Origin of the sequence: Commensalibacter papalotli (ex Servin-Garciduenas et al. 2014) (genome assembly GCF_000527695.1) — a bacterium.
GTDB classification, from domain to species: domain Bacteria; phylum Pseudomonadota; class Alphaproteobacteria; order Acetobacterales; family Acetobacteraceae; genus Commensalibacter; species Commensalibacter papalotli.
In genome coordinates, this window is sequence record NZ_ATSX01000002.1 from 23945 (window position 1) to 40614 (window position 16670).

At 36.2% G+C, this 16670-nt stretch carries 21 protein-coding genes; 11 read left to right on the forward strand and 10 right to left on the reverse strand.

All coding sequences use genetic code 11. From position 1 onward, the window contains the following. Positions 1-67 precede the first annotated feature (67 nt). Positions 68-1075 carry an enoyl-CoA hydratase/isomerase family protein gene (locus COMX_RS07135; protein ID WP_051462000.1) on the reverse strand — a complete coding sequence of 336 codons (1008 nt, stop codon included), beginning with the start codon at positions 1073-1075 and terminating at the stop codon, positions 68-70. A 229-nt stretch (positions 1076-1304) separates the two neighbouring features. Between COMX_RS07135 and bioB the strand changes: the two genes are divergently transcribed. The 3 genes from bioB to COMX_RS07150 all read left to right on the forward strand — a co-directional run bounded on the left by bioB (position 1305) and on the right by COMX_RS07150 (position 2902). Next, complete coding sequence (gene bioB, locus COMX_RS07140; RefSeq protein ID WP_034339330.1) at positions 1305-2318, forward strand: biotin synthase BioB; 1014 nt, start codon at positions 1305-1307, stop codon at positions 2316-2318. A 121-nt stretch (positions 2319-2439) separates the two neighbouring features. Beyond that, positions 2440-2745: a hypothetical protein gene (locus tag COMX_RS07145; protein WP_034339332.1), complete on the forward strand. Its 306-nt coding sequence runs from the start codon at positions 2440-2442 to the stop codon at positions 2743-2745. Beyond that, a complete protein-coding gene (locus COMX_RS07150) occupies positions 2723-2902 on the forward strand; it encodes a hypothetical protein (protein WP_034339335.1) in 180 nt (59 codons plus the stop codon). The genes COMX_RS07145 and COMX_RS07150 overlap by 23 nt, the downstream gene beginning before the upstream one ends. A 7-nt stretch (positions 2903-2909) precedes the next feature. Here COMX_RS07150 and COMX_RS07155 read toward each other — a convergent pair whose 3' ends face one another. Together COMX_RS07155 and COMX_RS07160 are read right to left on the reverse strand one after the other, a co-directional pair. Then, positions 2910-3386, reverse strand: coding sequence for a hypothetical protein (locus COMX_RS07155; RefSeq protein ID WP_051462001.1), 477 nt, complete (start codon positions 3384-3386; stop codon positions 2910-2912). A gap of 111 nt (positions 3387-3497) precedes the next feature. Then, entirely contained in the window at positions 3498-5723 is a 2226-nt protein-coding gene (locus tag COMX_RS07160; RefSeq protein WP_051462002.1) for a heavy metal translocating P-type ATPase, read from the reverse strand. An 82-nt stretch (positions 5724-5805) separates the two neighbouring features. On the opposite strand from COMX_RS07160, the gene COMX_RS07165 reads away from it, so the two are divergent. Further along, positions 5806-5997, forward strand: coding sequence for a heavy-metal-associated domain-containing protein (locus tag COMX_RS07165; protein ID WP_034339338.1), 192 nt, complete (start codon positions 5806-5808; stop codon positions 5995-5997). A 76-nt stretch (positions 5998-6073) separates the two neighbouring features. On the opposite strand, the gene COMX_RS07170 is transcribed toward COMX_RS07165, so the two are convergent. From COMX_RS07170 to COMX_RS07190, 5 genes are all read right to left on the reverse strand, one after another. Continuing rightward, positions 6074-6670 carry a GNAT family N-acetyltransferase gene (locus COMX_RS07170; RefSeq protein WP_034340118.1) on the reverse strand — a complete coding sequence of 199 codons (597 nt, stop codon included), beginning with the start codon at positions 6668-6670 and terminating at the stop codon, positions 6074-6076. A 257-nt stretch (positions 6671-6927) separates the two neighbouring features. Further along, entirely contained in the window at positions 6928-7287 is a 360-nt protein-coding gene (locus tag COMX_RS07175) for a hypothetical protein (protein WP_034339341.1), read from the reverse strand. A gap of 14 nt (positions 7288-7301) precedes the next feature. Continuing rightward, positions 7302-7928: a phosphoribosylanthranilate isomerase gene (locus tag COMX_RS07180; protein WP_034339344.1), complete on the reverse strand. Its 627-nt coding sequence runs from the start codon at positions 7926-7928 to the stop codon at positions 7302-7304. A gap of 4 nt (positions 7929-7932) precedes the next feature. After that, the gene (pyrF, locus tag COMX_RS07185) at positions 7933-8637 is read right to left on the reverse strand and encodes an orotidine-5'-phosphate decarboxylase (protein WP_034339346.1); all 705 of its coding nucleotides are present in this window, start codon (positions 8635-8637) and stop codon (positions 7933-7935) included. Positions 8638-8644: 7 nt separating this feature from the next. Then, a complete protein-coding gene (locus COMX_RS07190) occupies positions 8645-9031 on the reverse strand; it encodes a lipopolysaccharide assembly protein LapA domain-containing protein (RefSeq protein ID WP_034339348.1) in 387 nt (128 codons plus the stop codon). A gap of 172 nt (positions 9032-9203) precedes the next feature. Here COMX_RS07190 and COMX_RS07195 point away from each other — a divergent pair, with 172 nt between their 5' ends. From COMX_RS07195 to COMX_RS10725, 6 genes are all read left to right on the forward strand, one after another. Further along, entirely contained in the window at positions 9204-9494 is a 291-nt protein-coding gene (locus COMX_RS07195; protein ID WP_034339349.1) for a hypothetical protein, read from the forward strand. A gap of 95 nt (positions 9495-9589) precedes the next feature. Next, the gene (locus COMX_RS07200; protein WP_034339351.1) at positions 9590-10072 is read left to right on the forward strand and encodes a protein-export chaperone SecB; all 483 of its coding nucleotides are present in this window, start codon (positions 9590-9592) and stop codon (positions 10070-10072) included. 51 nt (positions 10073-10123) lie between these two features. Beyond that, a complete protein-coding gene (locus COMX_RS07205; protein WP_034339353.1) occupies positions 10124-10708 on the forward strand; it encodes an NUDIX domain-containing protein in 585 nt (194 codons plus the stop codon). Positions 10709-10768: 60 nt separating this feature from the next. Then, positions 10769-12079, forward strand: coding sequence for a dicarboxylate/amino acid:cation symporter (locus COMX_RS07210; RefSeq protein WP_235176827.1), 1311 nt, complete (start codon positions 10769-10771; stop codon positions 12077-12079). 230 nt (positions 12080-12309) lie between these two features. After that, on the forward strand, positions 12310-13200 hold the full coding sequence (folD, locus tag COMX_RS07215; RefSeq protein ID WP_034339355.1) for a bifunctional methylenetetrahydrofolate dehydrogenase/methenyltetrahydrofolate cyclohydrolase FolD: 891 nt from the start codon (positions 12310-12312) through the stop codon (positions 13198-13200). 121 nt (positions 13201-13321) lie between these two features. Beyond that, positions 13322-13858 (forward strand): hypothetical protein, encoded by a 537-nt coding sequence (locus COMX_RS10725; RefSeq protein ID WP_051462003.1) that lies wholly within the window; start codon positions 13322-13324, stop codon positions 13856-13858. 23 nt (positions 13859-13881) lie between these two features. Here COMX_RS10725 and COMX_RS07225 read toward each other — a convergent pair whose 3' ends face one another. After that, positions 13882-14385: a lytic transglycosylase domain-containing protein gene (locus COMX_RS07225; RefSeq protein ID WP_084051557.1), complete on the reverse strand. Its 504-nt coding sequence runs from the start codon at positions 14383-14385 to the stop codon at positions 13882-13884. Positions 14386-14504: 119 nt separating this feature from the next. Here COMX_RS07225 and COMX_RS07230 point away from each other — a divergent pair, with 119 nt between their 5' ends. Then, positions 14505-15248 (forward strand): methylenetetrahydrofolate reductase, encoded by a 744-nt coding sequence (locus COMX_RS07230; RefSeq protein WP_034339358.1) that lies wholly within the window; start codon positions 14505-14507, stop codon positions 15246-15248. Here COMX_RS07230 and COMX_RS07235 read toward each other — a convergent pair. Further along, a complete protein-coding gene (locus tag COMX_RS07235; protein WP_084051558.1) occupies positions 15243-16628 on the reverse strand; it encodes a M20/M25/M40 family metallo-hydrolase in 1386 nt (461 codons plus the stop codon). The two genes, COMX_RS07230 and COMX_RS07235, sit on opposite strands and share 6 nt — an antisense overlap. Positions 16629-16670 lie beyond the last annotated feature (42 nt).

The window sequence follows — 16670 nt, forward strand, 5'->3', positions numbered from 1 at the left end:
TGATATTTTTATTCTTTAAACTATATAATTTTGAAAGCTATAGGGCAAAAGAAAATATCGAAAATAATTAAGCGTATAATTTATAAGACGAAACAAAGCAGGTCTCAACTTTTTGAGGGGAAACAGGCGTTTTATCCCACTGGGGGCAACGATCTTTATCGATAACGCTAGCCCTGACCCCTTCTATAAAATCAGGACACCATATTAAATGACTGATAATATTTAAATCTTGTTGCAAAGCATTCCTTAAATTAGCAGGTTTTTTATGCCAAGCTTGATAAGTAACCTGTAAAGAAAAAGGACAAGCTTTCAAAATTTCTTTTAAATCTTCTTTAGCCCAAGACAGCTGGCTTCGCTTTAATCTAGCAATAATAGTTTCAACATCAGGGGAATTATAAATTGTATTAATTTCTTGCAATAAAGCTGGTTTGTATTCTTTATCACGTTTTAGAGAACCAAGAACATCATCAACCTCTCTTTTTTCAAGCTGTGTTAACAAAACCTGAATAATAGAGGAAGAAACTATATAATCCGCAAAACCAAGAATAACAGCTTCTTCTGCATGAAATGATTTTCCTGTTAACATCATACGCAACCCAGAATAACCAGGTGATTTAGCAAATAAACAATTACTGCCTGCATCTGGAGTAAGACCTATTTTAACCTCTGGCATAGCCAAAACAGCACGTTCTGTAACTATTCGATGAGAGGAAAAACAACCAATACCAACCCCTCCCCCCATCGTAATACCATCCATTATACTAATAATAGGTTTGGGGTAATGAGCAATATAATCAACCAATTGATAATTATGTAAAAATATATCAACAGCCTGTTCATACTGACCTGCTTTTACGAAAGAAGCTACTTGGCGAATATCACCACCTGCACAAAAAGCTTTTGAATGAGAGCTGTTAATAACAACAGATTTTATTAAACGATTAGTTTTCCAATCTTCTAACTTGGTAATAATCTCTTGCTGAAGCTCTGCATTGATTGCATTCAATGTTTTAGGACGATTTAAGGTTAAAATCCCTAAACATCCTTTTTGCTGAATTATAATCAACCGATTCATACAACCCTCTGCCCGTTTTATTACTAACTTTATATATCTTAGTCATAAAACTAGCCTTATATAGAATGAATTAAATTTTACTATCCCTTAGCCTATAAAAACATATATTTTATATTTTACTTTATTTTAGCTATTTATTTTAATAAATATTTTCTTAAGTTATCTTAAAACCATATAAAGCACTATTTGATCAAAGCAAATCAACATCATATCATTTAAGGATATCCCAATGCTTGCCCACGAACCCCCCTCTGACGATCTTACAACCACAGAGGCTTTTCCTATTCGCCATGATTGGACCAAAGAGGAAGTAACCGCTCTTTTTGCTTTACCTTTACCTGAATTAATGTTCAGAGCCCAATCGGCACATCGCCTTCACTTTGACCCTACAAAAATACAAGTATCGACTCTGCTTTCTATTAAAAGTGGCGGATGTCCTGAAGATTGTGCTTATTGTCCCCAGAGTGCAAAACATGAAGAAAAAATCAAAGCTGATCGTTTAATGGCCGTTGATGAAGTTCTAAAAAGAGCACAAGAAGCAAAAGCCGAAGGCGCAACACGTTTTTGTATGGGTGCCGCCTGGCGTTCACCCAAAGATCATGATCTTGAAACTGTTTGTGCAATGATTGAAGGGGTCAAAGAGCTCGGCCTTGAAACTTGTGTTACCTTAGGCATGTTAAATCTAGAGCAAACATTAAAACTTAAAAAAGCTGGGCTAGATTATTATAACCATAATTTAGATACTTCCGAAGAACATTACGAAAAGATTATCTCTACACGCACCTATCAAGATCGTTTGGATACGTTGGCTTTTGTTCGAGATGCAGGCATCAAAGTCTGTTGTGGTGGAATATTAGGAATGAACGAGGATGAAATTGATCGTGCCAGCATGATTAAAAGTCTTGCAAATCTGCCTAAACATCCAGAAAGCGTTCCCATTAATTTGCTTATCCGAGTAAAAGGGACACCTTTGGAAAATGCCGAAACCATTGATCCTTTGGATTTTGTACGCACCATTGCAGTCACTCGCATCGTCATGCCAAAAAGTTACGTACGCCTTGCTGCTGGGCGCACAGAAATGAGTGCTGAAATGCAAACATTATGTTATTTAGCTGGCGTTAACTCGATCTTTCTTGGACAACGTCTATTAACCTGTCCTAATCCAGAAAAAAGCAGTGATTTAACACTGTTCAAGAAACTGGGATTACAAATCGCGGATCAAAACGTTAACGCATCTGTTTAAGTTAGAGGATCTTGATTAAAACCAAGATCCTGTTATTTTTGTTATGGCTTGTTATTATGTGTTGATTATGAGTTATACCGCATTAATATATAATTATTTCTTTTAATAAATGAAATTTGTCATGAAAAAAACTATACTTATTTTATCTTTTATTTCTCTTCCACTCACTGCGATAGCTACTGATAAATCAGAAAAGATGATTGATACAACTATTGATGCTGTTGTAAAGAAATTTGGCCCTAGTTTCTGTGATAAAACGATCAAAGGGCTTAGAGTAACAGCAAACCGTATACAGAATTGTTATCAACAAACCCCTAAAGACAGTAATGATTATGAGCAATGTATCTTGGGAGATGAAGTGCTTACCTCACATCATTCAACCAATGCGCGCCATCTCAGGAGCAATGGGGCAACCAAAGCCTCTTGATGATATGGCATTTTACTCGACCGAAGCAATTCTTAACAGGGCCGACGAAATCAATGCTTATCCTAAATATAAAAACTTTACTGACAAACAAAAAACAGATTATCAGGAACAATCTGTAAAAGCATTTTTTGATAAAGCAAATGCGAGTTGTAAATAAAGCCATTTCAGTTATTAATCGCAATGATACGAACCACTAATTTTTTAGGGTCTCTACAACTTTTATCTAAACAAATCCCAGAAAGCCAAATTTGACCACTGCCAAACATAATCCCTTGATAATTGGCAAATATCCCAACAAATTGTTGATCAGTCACAGCTTGCTTAATCTTAGGCGTTATGATTTTATCGTAATATTGAATAAATTGCTGTTGGTTTTGAATTGCTATGCGCTTGCCTTGGATATCTACTTTTAAAGGATATTTGACAACACCTGCCACAGCTTTTTTATTTTCTTGTGCAACATCTTTCTTTAATTGATCAATAAAGGCATGATATTTATCATGAGATCCATACAAGAAATCCAATCGAGCATTCATTTGCTCGGTTGTTTTAATCTCATCAGGTTGAAGCGCGAAAGCACTATAAGACAGTATTAACATACCTAAAAGTGCAAGAATTACTAGAGCAGTTTTTCTGATCATTATCTTAGCCTACCAATCATACGCTTTATCACCTTTGCTATTTGCCAAAATATATTGCTATTAATCACTTTCATTATCGTTTTACCATGCTCTTGGCAAACTTCTGATTGATTAAATATGGGCTTTCCAACGCAACAACCGCAAGGCATTCATTACAACACAGACACTACTAAGCGCCATAGCTCCACCAGCTACCGCGGGACTGAGTAATCCAAAGACCGCCAAAGGAATACCGATAATATTATAGAAGAAAGCCCAAAACAAACCCTCTTTAATCCGCTTACGGGTTTTTTGAGCAATGTCTATGGTAGCGGCAACTAATCCTGGATGGTTACGCATTAAGACAACGCCTGCGACCTCAGCAGCAACATCCGTGCCCTCTCCAATCGCAATACCCAGATCCGCAGCAGCCAAAGCAGGTGCATCATTAATCCCATCCCCAACCATTGCAACCGAGCGTTTTTGACCGTTTTTTTGACCTAATTTTACAATATAAGTCTGTTTATCTTCAGGACTTAAATTAGCATAAAATTCGTGTATCCCCACCGCATCAGCCACTTTTTGCGCGGCCTGTGCATTATCTCCTGTTAAGATGACAGCTTCAACCTGCTTGGCTTGTAACTCAGCAATAGCTTTTTTTGCCCCTTCACGAAGATGATCTTCAAAAGCCACCCCGCCCAATAACTCATACTGGTTATTATGATAACGAACGAGCCAAGAAAGCGTTGCCCCTTGAGCATCCATAGGCAATAAATTTGCCGCCAGACCAAAACTTTCCAGCATTTTTTGGTTACCAAAAAGATAAGGGATTCCATCTATTAGGCCACTAATACCTCTACCTTGCTCTTTGATCACTCGAAAAGATTCTGGAGTAATTAAGCTTAAATTTTCCTCTTGTGCTTTATGAAGTAATGCCTTAGCCAAAGGGTGCTCACTACTTAAAGACAAACTGGCAGTCCACTTTAAAACCTGTAGTTCATTAAAATCTTTGGCTGGGACAACCAAAACAACCGATAATTTTCCTTGGGTCAGTGTTCCTGTTTTGTCAAATCCTACAACTTGAATATGCGCTGCTCTCTCTAAGGCTTCGGCATCACGAATTAAGATTCCCGAACGCGCCGCAGCCCCACATCCTGTAGCCAGTGCTGTTGGTGTCGCTAACCCCAAAGCGCAAGGACACGCAATTACTAAGACTGCTGCACTATGTAATAATCCTTCAACCAGATACCCATTCGCCCACCAACCAAAAAAAGTAATCAAAGCTACAATGATAACAATAGGTACAAAAACAGCACTAATACGATCAACCAGTTTTTGAATAGGAGCTTTAGATGCTTGGGCATTTTCAACCAATTGGACAATGCTTGCTAGGCGCGTTTCTTTACCTGTTTTTTCCACCTGAATAACTAGTCGACCATTTGCATTCAAAGATCCCCCTGTAACACCATCTCCTTTGACTTTTTCAACAGGAACAGCCTCACCCGTCAACATTGATTCATCAACCGCACTTTCCCCTTCAGAAACAATACCATCACAAGGAATACGTTCACCTGGGCGCACAACAACAAAATCACCCACCATCATTACATCACTGGATACAATTACCTCCTCATCATTCACAAGTTTACAAACAGTATCAGGACGCAATGCTTGTAATGCTCGGATAGAGGATGCCGCTTTGTGACGGGCCCTTTTTTCCAACCAGTGACCAAACAGAATAAAAGTAATAATTAAAGAAGAACTCTCATAATATAAATGAGGCTCCATGTGCGTTGTGGGGGAAAAGTAATAATTTATTAGTAAAACTGTACTAAGAATCCAAGCAGCACTAGAGCCCAACGCAACCAGCAAATCCATATTCCCCGCACCTGCTTTAACTGCACGGAACCCTGCAACGTAAAAATGCCTGCCCAACCAAAACTGCACAGGGGTCGCCAACGCAAACTGTATCCAGCCCGGCAACATCCATCCTGGATGAACCATATCCATGATCATAGAAATGACCAAAGGCAATGAAAATGCCCCAGCTATCACCCATTGCCAAAAATCTTTGTTTTGATCAGATTCTGAATGATCTTCTAATTTTTGTTCTGGATTAATCCATGTTGCTTTGTAGCCCGCATTTGTAACAGCAGTTTCTATTTCACCGATTTTTTGTTGCAATAACTTGGGATCATGCAAACCAACTCTGGCTTGCTCTAATGTTAAATTTACACTGACCTCATCTATCCCCTCAACTTTTTTGATTACTTTTTCAACACGCCTTACACACGAGGCACAGGTCATTCCTGAAATTGAAAAGTCAACCATTTGTGTCATAGAGGATTCATCAGACATCTTTACTTCGTCCCGTTTTTATAGCTTAATATACAAATAATTCTTATTATCATATTTATAATTTAATAACGGAGTTAAGATAATGCAAACATATAAAGTTGAAGGTATGACCTGCCAACATTGTGCCAAAGCAGTTAAAGAGGCTGTTGAAGATCTTCCAAATGTTGATGAGGCAACTGTTAACTTAGATGCAAAAACCGTTACCGTAAAAGGAAATCCTGATCATGCAGCGCTTAAAGCTGCGATTGAAGAAGAGGGATATGAATTAGTTTAAGCAAGAAAACCTCTTAAACTTTATTAAGGGGTTTTTATTTCAAAAATAAAAAAATCAAGCTTTATACAGAACTACTTTAATACCTACGCTCTAGTAAACCAATTAAATGTTCTTTGATATTTAACCATTCACCAGCAACCACACTATACATCACTGTATCCCGAATAGTACCATCTTTACGCAAAGCATCTCCGCGGATAATACCATCTTTTTTTGCACCTAACCGTTCAATTGCCCGTTGGCTTTTTAAGTTAAAAATATCCGTGCGCCATCCAACCGTTTTTGCTTGTAAATGCTCAAAAGCATATTCCAGTAACAACAATTTACAAATTGTATTCACGCTCGTTTTTTGCACTGACTTGGCATACCATGTATATCCAATTTCCAATCGTTGAACATCTGGTAAAATATCATGATAACTAGTCGTTCCAATTACCTGTTTTTTTTCGCTATTAATCACTGCAAAAGCAAAGCGTTTTCTTGTTTCTAATGCTGTTTGAATATAATGATTTACTTGAGAATAATGAGGGGTTGAGGTAATTCTTAGATTCCATAACTCACCATCTTTACATGCTTGTTGCAATCCTTCTTCATGAACCAAAGATAATGGTTCCAGATGAATATTATTCTTTTGTAATTTTACAAAGGGATCAGGGAAAAATTGAGAATTCATAATAAAAGAACCTAATAATATTAAACATGAAATACGACGAAAAAATTTATAATCTTTGGTGCTTAAAACGCAATAAAGCAACAATCTTAGAAAGAGATTACAAACTCGTTCATTACCTTAGCAAGCAAATAGTTTGACGGCTTGATCTACACTTTATAACGTTCATTACTCTTGATCTTAAAGAATATTAGAATTAAAAAAAAGCCCCTTACCTAATACTAAGTAAGAAGCTTTTTTATTTGTCTTGATAAAATATTTTAAACCCAAGACGGCAAAGAACCAAAATAGTACCAAAGCGTTATAACAACAGCTACAAACAAAAATCCTAATGCCATTGTTCCAAAGAATAAAACAGCTTGCACACCATCAGTATTTTTTATCTTTACTGTATAGCCTGCTATTAAAAGAGCCCTCTGTATCTCAATAAATTTTTTATCGAACAAAGAATCATCTTTTAATGCAGTTGTAACTTGCCCCGATGAAGAATGAACCTCAACAGATATCACCCCTTCTATATTCTTTATTAAGGCATTAACATTTTCAATGTTTAATTTTGAATTTTTACTCTCAATAAAAAACTCAATCGTTTTTAATGGATGACTAAGATCACTCTGCATTATATTGCTCCTTTTTAAAAATCAAAATTATTAATATTTCCAACAAACTCTCGAATTAAAGCATGATCTTTCTCACCTTTTTGACGTTCTACACCAGAGGATACATCAACAGCTCTAGCACCAGATTGTTTAATTGCTTGAGTAACATTCGTTGGTGTTAATCCCCCAGCCAATAACCAAGGCCGTGGCGCTTGCCATCCAGAGGTTAATTGCCAATCAAAAGTTCGACCATTTCCGCCAGGATGCAAATCAGATTGATGAGAGGGTGCTTCGATCACCAACCCATCAACGTCATAATTATCTGGAAGATCACAAACCGTTCGAATGCCCTGAGCCAACCATACAGGTAACCCAAAATGATTCCGAATAGTCTTAATCATTTGTGTTGATGTATATAACTGCAAAATATCCAAATGCACATGATCCAGCACTTTGGCAATATCGTCCAAAGTGGGTTTGACAAATAACCCTACTTTTAATAATCCATGATTTTTATAATCAGGCAACTGACGTGCTTGATCCAGAGTAATATACCTAGGTGAAGGTGGATAAAAGACTAAACCTGCCCAATTTACATTAAGTTCTAAGAGTAAATCATAAGTTTCAGCTGTTTTGATGCCACAGACCTTAATCGCCGACACATTGTTACCCTTGTAATTCCTGCATAATACGTTTTGCCATAGCCATAGGATTATCTGCTCTGGTAATTGGACGGCCAACCACGATCCAACTGGCACCTGCTTGATGGGCTTGTGATGGTGTCATGATACGTTGCTGATCATCAGCAACCGCATCTTGCATGCGAATACCAGGAACAACTAAAATAACTTCCTCGCCCAAATGCTGACGTAAATATGAAACCTCTTGAGGAGAACATACCAGGCCATCTGCCCCTGCTGCCAAAGCCATTTTTCCCAATAATAACACCTGTTCTAAAGGAGAGGATTCAATTCCAATAGAATTTAAATTCTCTTGGGTCATGCTGGTTAACACCGTCACAGCCAGTAAAATGGGTTTATTTTCACTTGAGAAATGTTCATTAACTGCTTTTCGTGCAGCAGCAATCATATCCTTGCCACCCGAAGCATGAATGGTAAGCATCGCAGGTTTCACAAGTGCCAAACTAGCAATTGCTGATGCAACTGTATTGGGAATATCATGAAGCTTTAGATCAAGAAAAATCTTTCTGCCTTTAGCTAGCTGCATTATAGCGTCAAAACCACAAGCATAGGTAAACTCCATACCGATTTTGATCATTTGACCCGTAGCATCAGCAATTGCTGCCCATTTCTTTGCCTGAGTAAGGTCTTTGGTATCAAGCGCAAGGATTAATCCAGTATCTTTTGCCATTTTTTTACTATTTACTTAATGTCAATACTTCTGCATCTTTTTCTGCTGACTGCCCAATCACAGTAACAGAGTCTTGAGGTGCTTGAGCAGGGGTATGCCCAGGAACAGGTTGAGTTAAATTATTAATATATTGCTCACGCAACTCATTTAATTTTTTCTCTAACTCTAGTATTTGTTTATTTGCCGCTCTCACTTTGCGCCACTGTTTTACCAGTGAAATAAAAATCGTCAAAGCCCCAATCACAAAAGAAGCTAGACCTAATAATAAAGCGAAAATTCCAATAGATATCTTCCAACTTAGTAAAGGAAAATACATTTGTACAGGTTCTTCATTAAATAATAAAAAAACACCCAGAACCGCTAAAAACGGTACAACAATTATTAAACGCAACACTTACAAAGATCTCCTTAATTATTCAATTAGGTATCGCTTACAAAATAGTATATAATATATCTTTGTAGATATATAAGCAATTTTTTATAAGAAAATTATAAATAGTAATCTTAAACTTTAAGAAATCAATTTTAATCTCTATTATATTCAACAAAATAAAGATTTAAAAATTATGAGCAAGATTATCCCCTTCGCAAAAACGATCAGTAAAAATAAACTATGGGCAACTGCTTTTTATCTTAAAGGGAAAAGATATGTGACAAATATCTATAGCTCTCATCAACAAGCTATAGAGGATTGTATATGGAGACAAAAAGAAGTTCAGGCCTACAAGCAACTTTTAATCAGTGCTCAACAACCCATCCCTGAATATTACGTTACCACCGTTCATCAATCAGAATTACCCAAGAATTGGAAGCCTTTACCTGCTTTAGGTTTTTTATTAAAAACAAAATTATCGTAAAATAAATTCTTTAGTTTTAACTTAAGCGTAATTCTTGCTATATACCTAATAGAGAACAATTTATACTACTACTATTATTAAGAGAAATAATTACCATGCCTGACAATGAACAAACACTCCCAAAAACAAAATTATCAGACCTTATTCTTAAAACACAATATATCAAAGAAATAAGCCTTAAAACGCCTGATGCTCCTCATATTTTTACAAATATGCCCTCTTCTCCGAATTTAACCGTTACTGTAGATGTCAATGCTCAACAGCTCATTGAAGGGGAAGCCAATTTTGATGTAACTGTTTTTATCTCTTGTGTTAGTACAAATCAAAATTCTCAAGATGAAGACGCGGTAACTATTTTTTCTCTACACCTACAATATGCTGCACTGGTTACTTTTCCAGCATTGGAAACTTCTAATCTAGAGGAACTTTTAATGGTGAATACACCTGATTTATTATTTCCTGAAATCAGAAATATAATTTTAAACACCACCAAAGATGCAAACTTACCCCCTGTTATTTTACAACGTATTGATTTTTACAATATGTGGAAAGAAAAAAAAGAAACTATCTCTGAATAAAATTTTTAGGTATACCCCTCCCTTCTTATCATCATGACAGGATATGTAATTATGACTGCAAACAAGATTATTGGCCAACCTGATGCTGGAGGGATTACACCTATATCATCTAGAATTGCGTATGAAAATCGCTGGCTTAAAATACGAGAAGATATTATCAAATATCCTAATCATTTAGACGGAATGTTCGGTGTTGTAGAGCGCAATGAATTTGCTGTTATTTTACCTTTGAACAATGAAAATAGCGAGAAAATGGTTACCCTTATTCGCCAGTATCGATACCCTGTTGGTGAATTTATGTGGGAATTACCTATGGGTATGTGGGAATTAAAACCTGATGCCACTCCTGAAATGGTTGCTGCTGGAGAATTAGAAGAAGAAACAGGACTTCGTGCAAAAAACATGATTCACGCAGGCAGTTTTTATCAAGGTGCTGGTTATTCTACCCAAAAAGGTCATGTATTCTTGGCAACAAATTTAACACAGCACACAACAAAACGTGAAGCCACTGAACAAAATATGACTTGCCATACGGTACCATTAATACAATTTGAAAAGATGATAGAAACTGGTGAAATAAAATGTATGGTCACTATTGCTGCGTTTTGTTTATTGCGTAGTAAAAGATTAATTTGACATTTAAATTTTAATTTATAGTTTTCTAAGACACTTAATCTTAATAAAGGTATATAAAGTATGGCAACAGAACAAGCCGAACACACTCCTCCATCTTCATCCAATTCTTTATTAAGACATTCACTTATTATCGGAATTGCTATGATATCCGGACTTGTTTTGGGTATTATCTGTCATACTTATGGTAAATATGTCCTTATTACGCAGACTACGGATCTAAGTACTTTTATTATAGAAACTGCAAATCTAATCGTCCAAATTTTTCTAAGATTAATTGGCATGATTGTTGGACCATTGGTTCTGGCTACTTTGATTTCTGGAATCAGCAATGTTCAAGATACCAGCACTTTCAAAACTATTGGTATTAAAGTCGTTTTGTGGTTTATAGCAGCCTCTTTTATCTCTTTAGCTGTGGGTATGGTTTATGCCAATATTGTTAAACCTGGTGTAGGCTTTATGGAAAATCCCCCACCTATTACAGATGTACACTCTAACTATCATTTTAATATTGTTGAATTCATTCTGCATATTGTGCCAGACAGTATCATTGGTGCAATGGTTAAAAATGATAAAATCATACAGGTAGTTGTTTTCTCACTATTTTTTGGGCTAGCTCTGGCAAAACTACCTGGAAAATCTGCACAAGTTTTACGCGATGGTATTGATGCTTTAGCCAAAGTCATGTTAAAAATCACTGATATGGTTATGAAAATTGTTCCTTTGGTTGTTTTTGCTTCTTTACTTTCGATTTCAACCAAAAATGGCATACAAATTATTCCACAATATGGTATATTTTTATTTGAATTTTACGTTCTTGTGCTTATTATGTGGGCCTTACTTATTGGTACAGGATACTTAATATTAGGCAAAAAAATATTTAGTTTATTGTCTTATATTTCTGAACCTATTATGATTGGATTTGCAACAGCCAGCAGTGAATCAGCGTATCCTCGTTCATTAGAACAACTAACTAAATTTGGTGTTTCACCGAAAATTTCTGGCTTTGTTTTGCCATTAGGTTATACATTTAATCTCTGTGGAACAATGGTTTTCCTCTCTTTTGCTGCTCTTTTTATTGCACAAATTTATCATATTGATATGCCTTGGGATAAACAAATCATGATGTTACTAGTCATGATGATCAGTAGCAAAGGGATCGCAGGGGTTCCTAGGGCTTCAACCGTTATGCTACAATCCGTTATGCCTGGATTTGGTATTCCCGCATCAGGAATGACCTTAATTATAGCCGTTGATCAATTCCTTGATATGGCAAGAACAGCGACTAGTGTTTTAGGCAATGGTATTGTTGCAGGAATTGCGGAAGAGTGGGACCAAAAAGAACAAGCCAAAAGAAACAAAAAAACAACATAATTTCTCATAAAATTGTAATCTTAGAATATAATAAATAACTGATAATGTTTCATTATCAGTTATTTATGATTTTTATTAATAAAACTCTTGATACTTTAAGAGAGAAAGCTGTATTAAAGTAAAAATGTTACTATAACTTTTAATCAAAAATATAAATAAAAACAAAGCCATTTCTAAGACATAATTACTTTTTATATTAAATTCTTTAAATTTATTAAAGATTAAACATCATGAATACACCTATAAAAACACAACTAATTGACGGCAAAGCTTTTGCAGAGAAAATGACAAAAGATGTCGCATCCAAAGTCGCAGAGTTACAAAAGACGACTGGCATAACCCCTGGCCTTGCTGTCATTCTTGTTGGTAATGACCCAGCCAGTGAAGTTTATGTTCGTAATAAAACAAAACAAACACATAAAGTGGGTATGCGTTCTTTTATGCACTTACTACCAGAAACAACGACCCAGCAGGAGTTGTTAAACCTGATTCATAGATTGAATAATGATCCTGATATTCATGGTATTTTGGTACAATTGCCGCTCCCTAAACATCTAAATCCAGACCCTATTATCCAGGCAATTTTACCCCAAAAAGACGTTGATGGATTAACCGTTTATAATGCAGGGAAAGTAAGTCTTGGACATATGGATGGATTTATCCCATGCACCCCCTTAGGATGCTTACTGTTATTACAACAAGAGTTACCTAATCTACGCGGATTAAATGCCTTGGTAATTGGTGCTTCTAATCTTATGGGAAAACCGATGGCTCAACTACTTTTAAATCAAGGGTGTACGGTAACTATAGCCCATATTGATACACGTAATACCGCTGAACTTGCTCAACAAGCAGATATTCTAATTGTTGCGACAGGATGTAAAGAACTTGTTAAAGGTTCTTGGATTAAAAAAGGTGCAGTGGTTATCGATGTAGGAATAAATCGTATTATTACAGAGAGTGGAAAACTAAAATTAGTTGGAGACGTTAATTTTCAAGAGGCTTTAGGCATTGCCAGCAAGATTACCCCTGTTCCAGGAGGCGTGGGACCAGTCACAATATCATGTTTATTACACAATACGTTAAGTGCCACTGAAAAGCATATAAAATGCATTTCGTAATAAAAATTATACAAACTGACGTCGAAAACCTTGTAAAGTAATATTACGCTATCCATCTATGAACCAACAAAATTAAATTAATCGTTACAACTACAACTTTATTAACGGATCAAAAATAGCGATGTCTGAAATTGAAACTCTCTCTCTTTTATTTGACTCTGCTTGGTATTTAGCCACTTACCAAGATGTAGCAGCAGCCAATTGTGACCCTTTAGAACATTATCTGGCCTTTGGATATAAAGAAAGGCGTAATCCTAATCGTTTTTTTGATACTGATTTTTATTTAACAACTTATCCTGATATTGTATCATGCCATTTAAATCCTTTCGTCCATTATATTCTGTATGGCGCTTCAGAAGGAAGATTACCTCGTCCTTCTCATCAACCGCCTCAACCCGCTATTATATTTGATATCTTTCTTCAAGACGAAAATAAAGATCTTGAAACTGAGTTAGTTGAAGAAGAATATTCAGAAACTGAACTTTCACAAGATATTGAAAGCACAAAAGAGGAATTGGTTGCCCCTGATCTAAAGGAAATTATTAAAAAAGAAGCCAAACCTAAAACCGAAACAAGTAAAAAGTCAGTTAGAAAACCCGCTCCTCAGACCAAAGCTGCTGCTCTTGCTCAAAAAAGAAAAAAAGCAATAAAAGTTTAACAATTATTACAACCAAACAAACATTATGATCGTTTTTTTATCTTTCGATTATAATGTTTGTTTGATTTTTGTTTAGCTTTTAATAAGCGTCTTTGATAAGGCGATAGATGATTACCCAAAGAAACAGCTGAAGCGTTTGTTTGGTAGGATGCCTTAATAATTTTTAATTGGTATTGATTATTTAAATACGGAGTATGAGAATGGTAATTTCCAATAGCCTGCATCATATCCCCATTTGTTTCACGAAGATACAACTTCATAATAGCACCTGCCACTGCAATATTATAACAGGTATCTTCTTTCAATCTTTTATAAATTGTCGCACCAGTTTCCCCTGTGGTACGCTTTAGTGGTTCTATCCATCTTGTATTAATTTGCATTACCCCCAGATCTTGAGTTCCATTTTTATTCTCGGAAACCAGATTAGGACGCCCCCCTTCCACTTGTTGTATGGAAGGTAAAACATTAGGGGGTAAGTGATGAAATGATGAAACCATCATCATACAATGAAGATATGGGGAAACCATAATAAAAACCTATTTCAATACTCTTTATCATCATTAGTAATAAAAAATAAACTTAATCAAGGTGGCTTGCAGTCATTATCAAACCTTTATACTATAAATCAAACAATAAAGGATAAAAAATGACACGCATTTCAATTGAATTAATCCCTCGGGACAATGAAAGCCTTTTGATCGATACCCAATTAATCAAACAATACTTCCCCGTTGCTGATACGATTAATATTCCTGATTTAATGCGTTTTCCTTTGCGAAGTTGGGAAGCTTTCGATATTACAGCACCCTTATACCCTAATACTATTCCTCATATCAGAGCCATTGATATTAATCCTGATGCCCCGTTACCTGGACATAATCAAAACGACCTTAAAGAAATTTTGATTATTCAAGGAGATCCACCAGCTGATTTACATAAAGTTACTTATCCCAATACTACAGAAACGATTTTACGCCGTTATAAAAAAGAACTGCCACACTTAACTTTATATGCAGCTTTTGATCCTTATCGCCGTTCTCCCAAAGAAGAGCTGGAATATATTGAATCGAAAGAAGCTTCGGGAGCAACAGGTTTTTTTACACAACCTATCTTTGATGAAAAATTGCTGGAACTCTGTATGGATTGGCTACACGAAAAAACTGTTTTCTGGGGGTTATCTCCAGTCGTTGGTCCAAAATCGAAATCTTATTGGGAAGTCACTAATCGTGTCATTTTTCCCCATCGTTTTGAACCAACCTTAGAAGCTAATATTGCTTTTGCTAAACGCGCATTAACCCTCATTAAACAAACAAACAATCACACCTATTTAATGCCTTTACGCGTTAAGCTTGAAAAATACTTACCTCCTTTATTAGACGTATTGTTATAACTTTACCTCTTGTAATGCATATAAAATACGTACCCAAGAACGTATCCCCTTGTGAAAAGAACGCAGATTATATTTTTCATTAGGGGAGTGAATACAATCATCCACATTTGCAAACCCAACCAAAAAAGATTCTATTCCAAATATTTTTTGCAAATCATTCACAACAGGAATAGCCCCACCACTACCAACAATGGCTGTTTCACAATTCCACTCATCTTTCAAAGCATTGCATACAGTTTCTAGGACAGGGCCATCTAAAGACACCATTCCTGCCCGAGAGGCTCCGTGTGATTCAAATTCCACTGTACTGTCTTTTGGGATAATGTTGCTGACAAAATCACGAAAATTCTTTCTAATTTTTATTGGATCTTGTTTTCCTACCAAACGAAAAGAAATCTTTGCTGTGGCTTTAGCAGGGATAACCGTTTTAAATCCCGCACCTTCATAGCCACCACTTATCCCATTGATTTCACAACTAGGGCGACACCATGTTTGCTCTATAGCATTAAACTGTTTTTCACCTGCAGGCTCTTTTAATCCTATAGGAGTCAAAAGGTTGTCATTCGTTTTCCCAATTTCTTGCCATTTGGTCCTAATATCAACGGGTATTTCTGGAACACCTTCATAAAAATCTGGCACTGTTACACGACCTTGATCATCTCTTAAAGAGGTAATGATCTCTGCTAATACTTGAATAGGGTTACGCGCGGCATTGCCATAGAGGCCTGAATGTAAATCACGATTAGCTGCATAAATGGTTACTTCTTCACCCACCAAACCTCTCACCATTGCGGTAATGGCTGGCACATCAGGTGTTGCCATATCCGTATCACAAATAAAAGCCATATCTGGATGAAGATTTGCTTTTTGTTCAGCAAGAAAACCTGGCAAATGCTCCCCGCCACTTTCTTCTTCACCTTCTAAAATCACGGTAATACGAACAGGAAACTGACCTGTTTGCTGGTATATTCTGCGACAAGCCTCAAGGAATGTTAAAATCTGTCCTTTATCGTCAGAAGAACCTCGGCCATGAATAATTTCACGACCTTCTGAATCTTTACGTAGACAAGGCTCAAATGGAGGTATCTTCCATAACTCAATTGGATCAACAGGCTGCACATCATAATGACCATAAAATAAAATATGTGGCGCATTTGTTGCTGAGAGCTCTTGTGCTAAGACAATAGGATGACCTTCTGTTTCACAAATTTTAGTTGTAAAATTAAAAGACTCTAAATAGTTTTTAAACCAATTCGCCGCATTTCGACACTCGTGAACATAAGCAGGATCAGCTGAAACACTGGGTATTCTTAGAATTTCAAATAATTTATCCAAAGATTGGGGTAGCCCTTGATCAACAACACTTAAAATTGTTTGCACAAATATTTCCTTTCCTTATCCACACAATCATTTTATCATCGT

Bases quoted from the DNA above. Each gene is read 5' to 3' on its own strand.
- COMX_RS07195 (WP_034339349.1), top strand. From the start codon at position 9,204: ATGAGCAAGATTATCCCCTTCGCAAAAACGATCAGTAAAAATAAACTA.
- folD (WP_034339355.1), top strand. From the start codon at position 12,310: ATGAATACACCTATAAAAACACAACTAATTGACGGCAAAGCTTTTGCA.
- COMX_RS07155 (WP_051462001.1), bottom strand. From the start codon at position 3,386: ATGATCAGAAAAACTGCTCTAGTAATTCTTGCACTTTTAGGTATGTTA.
- COMX_RS07205 (WP_034339353.1), top strand. From the start codon at position 10,124: ATGACTGCAAACAAGATTATTGGCCAACCTGATGCTGGAGGGATTACA.
- COMX_RS07135 (WP_051462000.1), bottom strand. From the start codon at position 1,075: ATGAATCGGTTGATTATAATTCAGCAAAAAGGATGTTTAGGGATTTTA.
- COMX_RS07175 (WP_034339341.1), bottom strand. From the start codon at position 7,287: ATGCAGAGTGATCTTAGTCATCCATTAAAAACGATTGAGTTTTTTATT.
- COMX_RS07150 (WP_034339335.1), top strand. From the start codon at position 2,723: ATGGGGCAACCAAAGCCTCTTGATGATATGGCATTTTACTCGACCGAA.
- COMX_RS10725 (WP_051462003.1), top strand. From the start codon at position 13,322: ATGTCTGAAATTGAAACTCTCTCTCTTTTATTTGACTCTGCTTGGTAT.
- COMX_RS07225 (WP_084051557.1), bottom strand. From the start codon at position 14,385: ATGGTTTCCCCATATCTTCATTGTATGATGATGGTTTCATCATTTCAT.
- COMX_RS07160 (WP_051462002.1), bottom strand. From the start codon at position 5,723: ATGTCTGATGAATCCTCTATGACACAAATGGTTGACTTTTCAATTTCA.
- COMX_RS07230 (WP_034339358.1), top strand. From the start codon at position 14,505: ATGACACGCATTTCAATTGAATTAATCCCTCGGGACAATGAAAGCCTT.
- pyrF (WP_034339346.1), bottom strand. From the start codon at position 8,637: ATGGCAAAAGATACTGGATTAATCCTTGCGCTTGATACCAAAGACCTT.
- COMX_RS07145 (WP_034339332.1), top strand. From the start codon at position 2,440: ATGAAAAAAACTATACTTATTTTATCTTTTATTTCTCTTCCACTCACT.
- bioB (WP_034339330.1), top strand. From the start codon at position 1,305: ATGCTTGCCCACGAACCCCCCTCTGACGATCTTACAACCACAGAGGCT.
- COMX_RS07210 (WP_235176827.1), top strand. From the start codon at position 10,769: ATGGCAACAGAACAAGCCGAACACACTCCTCCATCTTCATCCAATTCT.
- COMX_RS07200 (WP_034339351.1), top strand. From the start codon at position 9,590: ATGCCTGACAATGAACAAACACTCCCAAAAACAAAATTATCAGACCTT.
- COMX_RS07165 (WP_034339338.1), top strand. From the start codon at position 5,806: ATGCAAACATATAAAGTTGAAGGTATGACCTGCCAACATTGTGCCAAA.
- COMX_RS07170 (WP_034340118.1), bottom strand. From the start codon at position 6,670: ATGAATTCTCAATTTTTCCCTGATCCCTTTGTAAAATTACAAAAGAAT.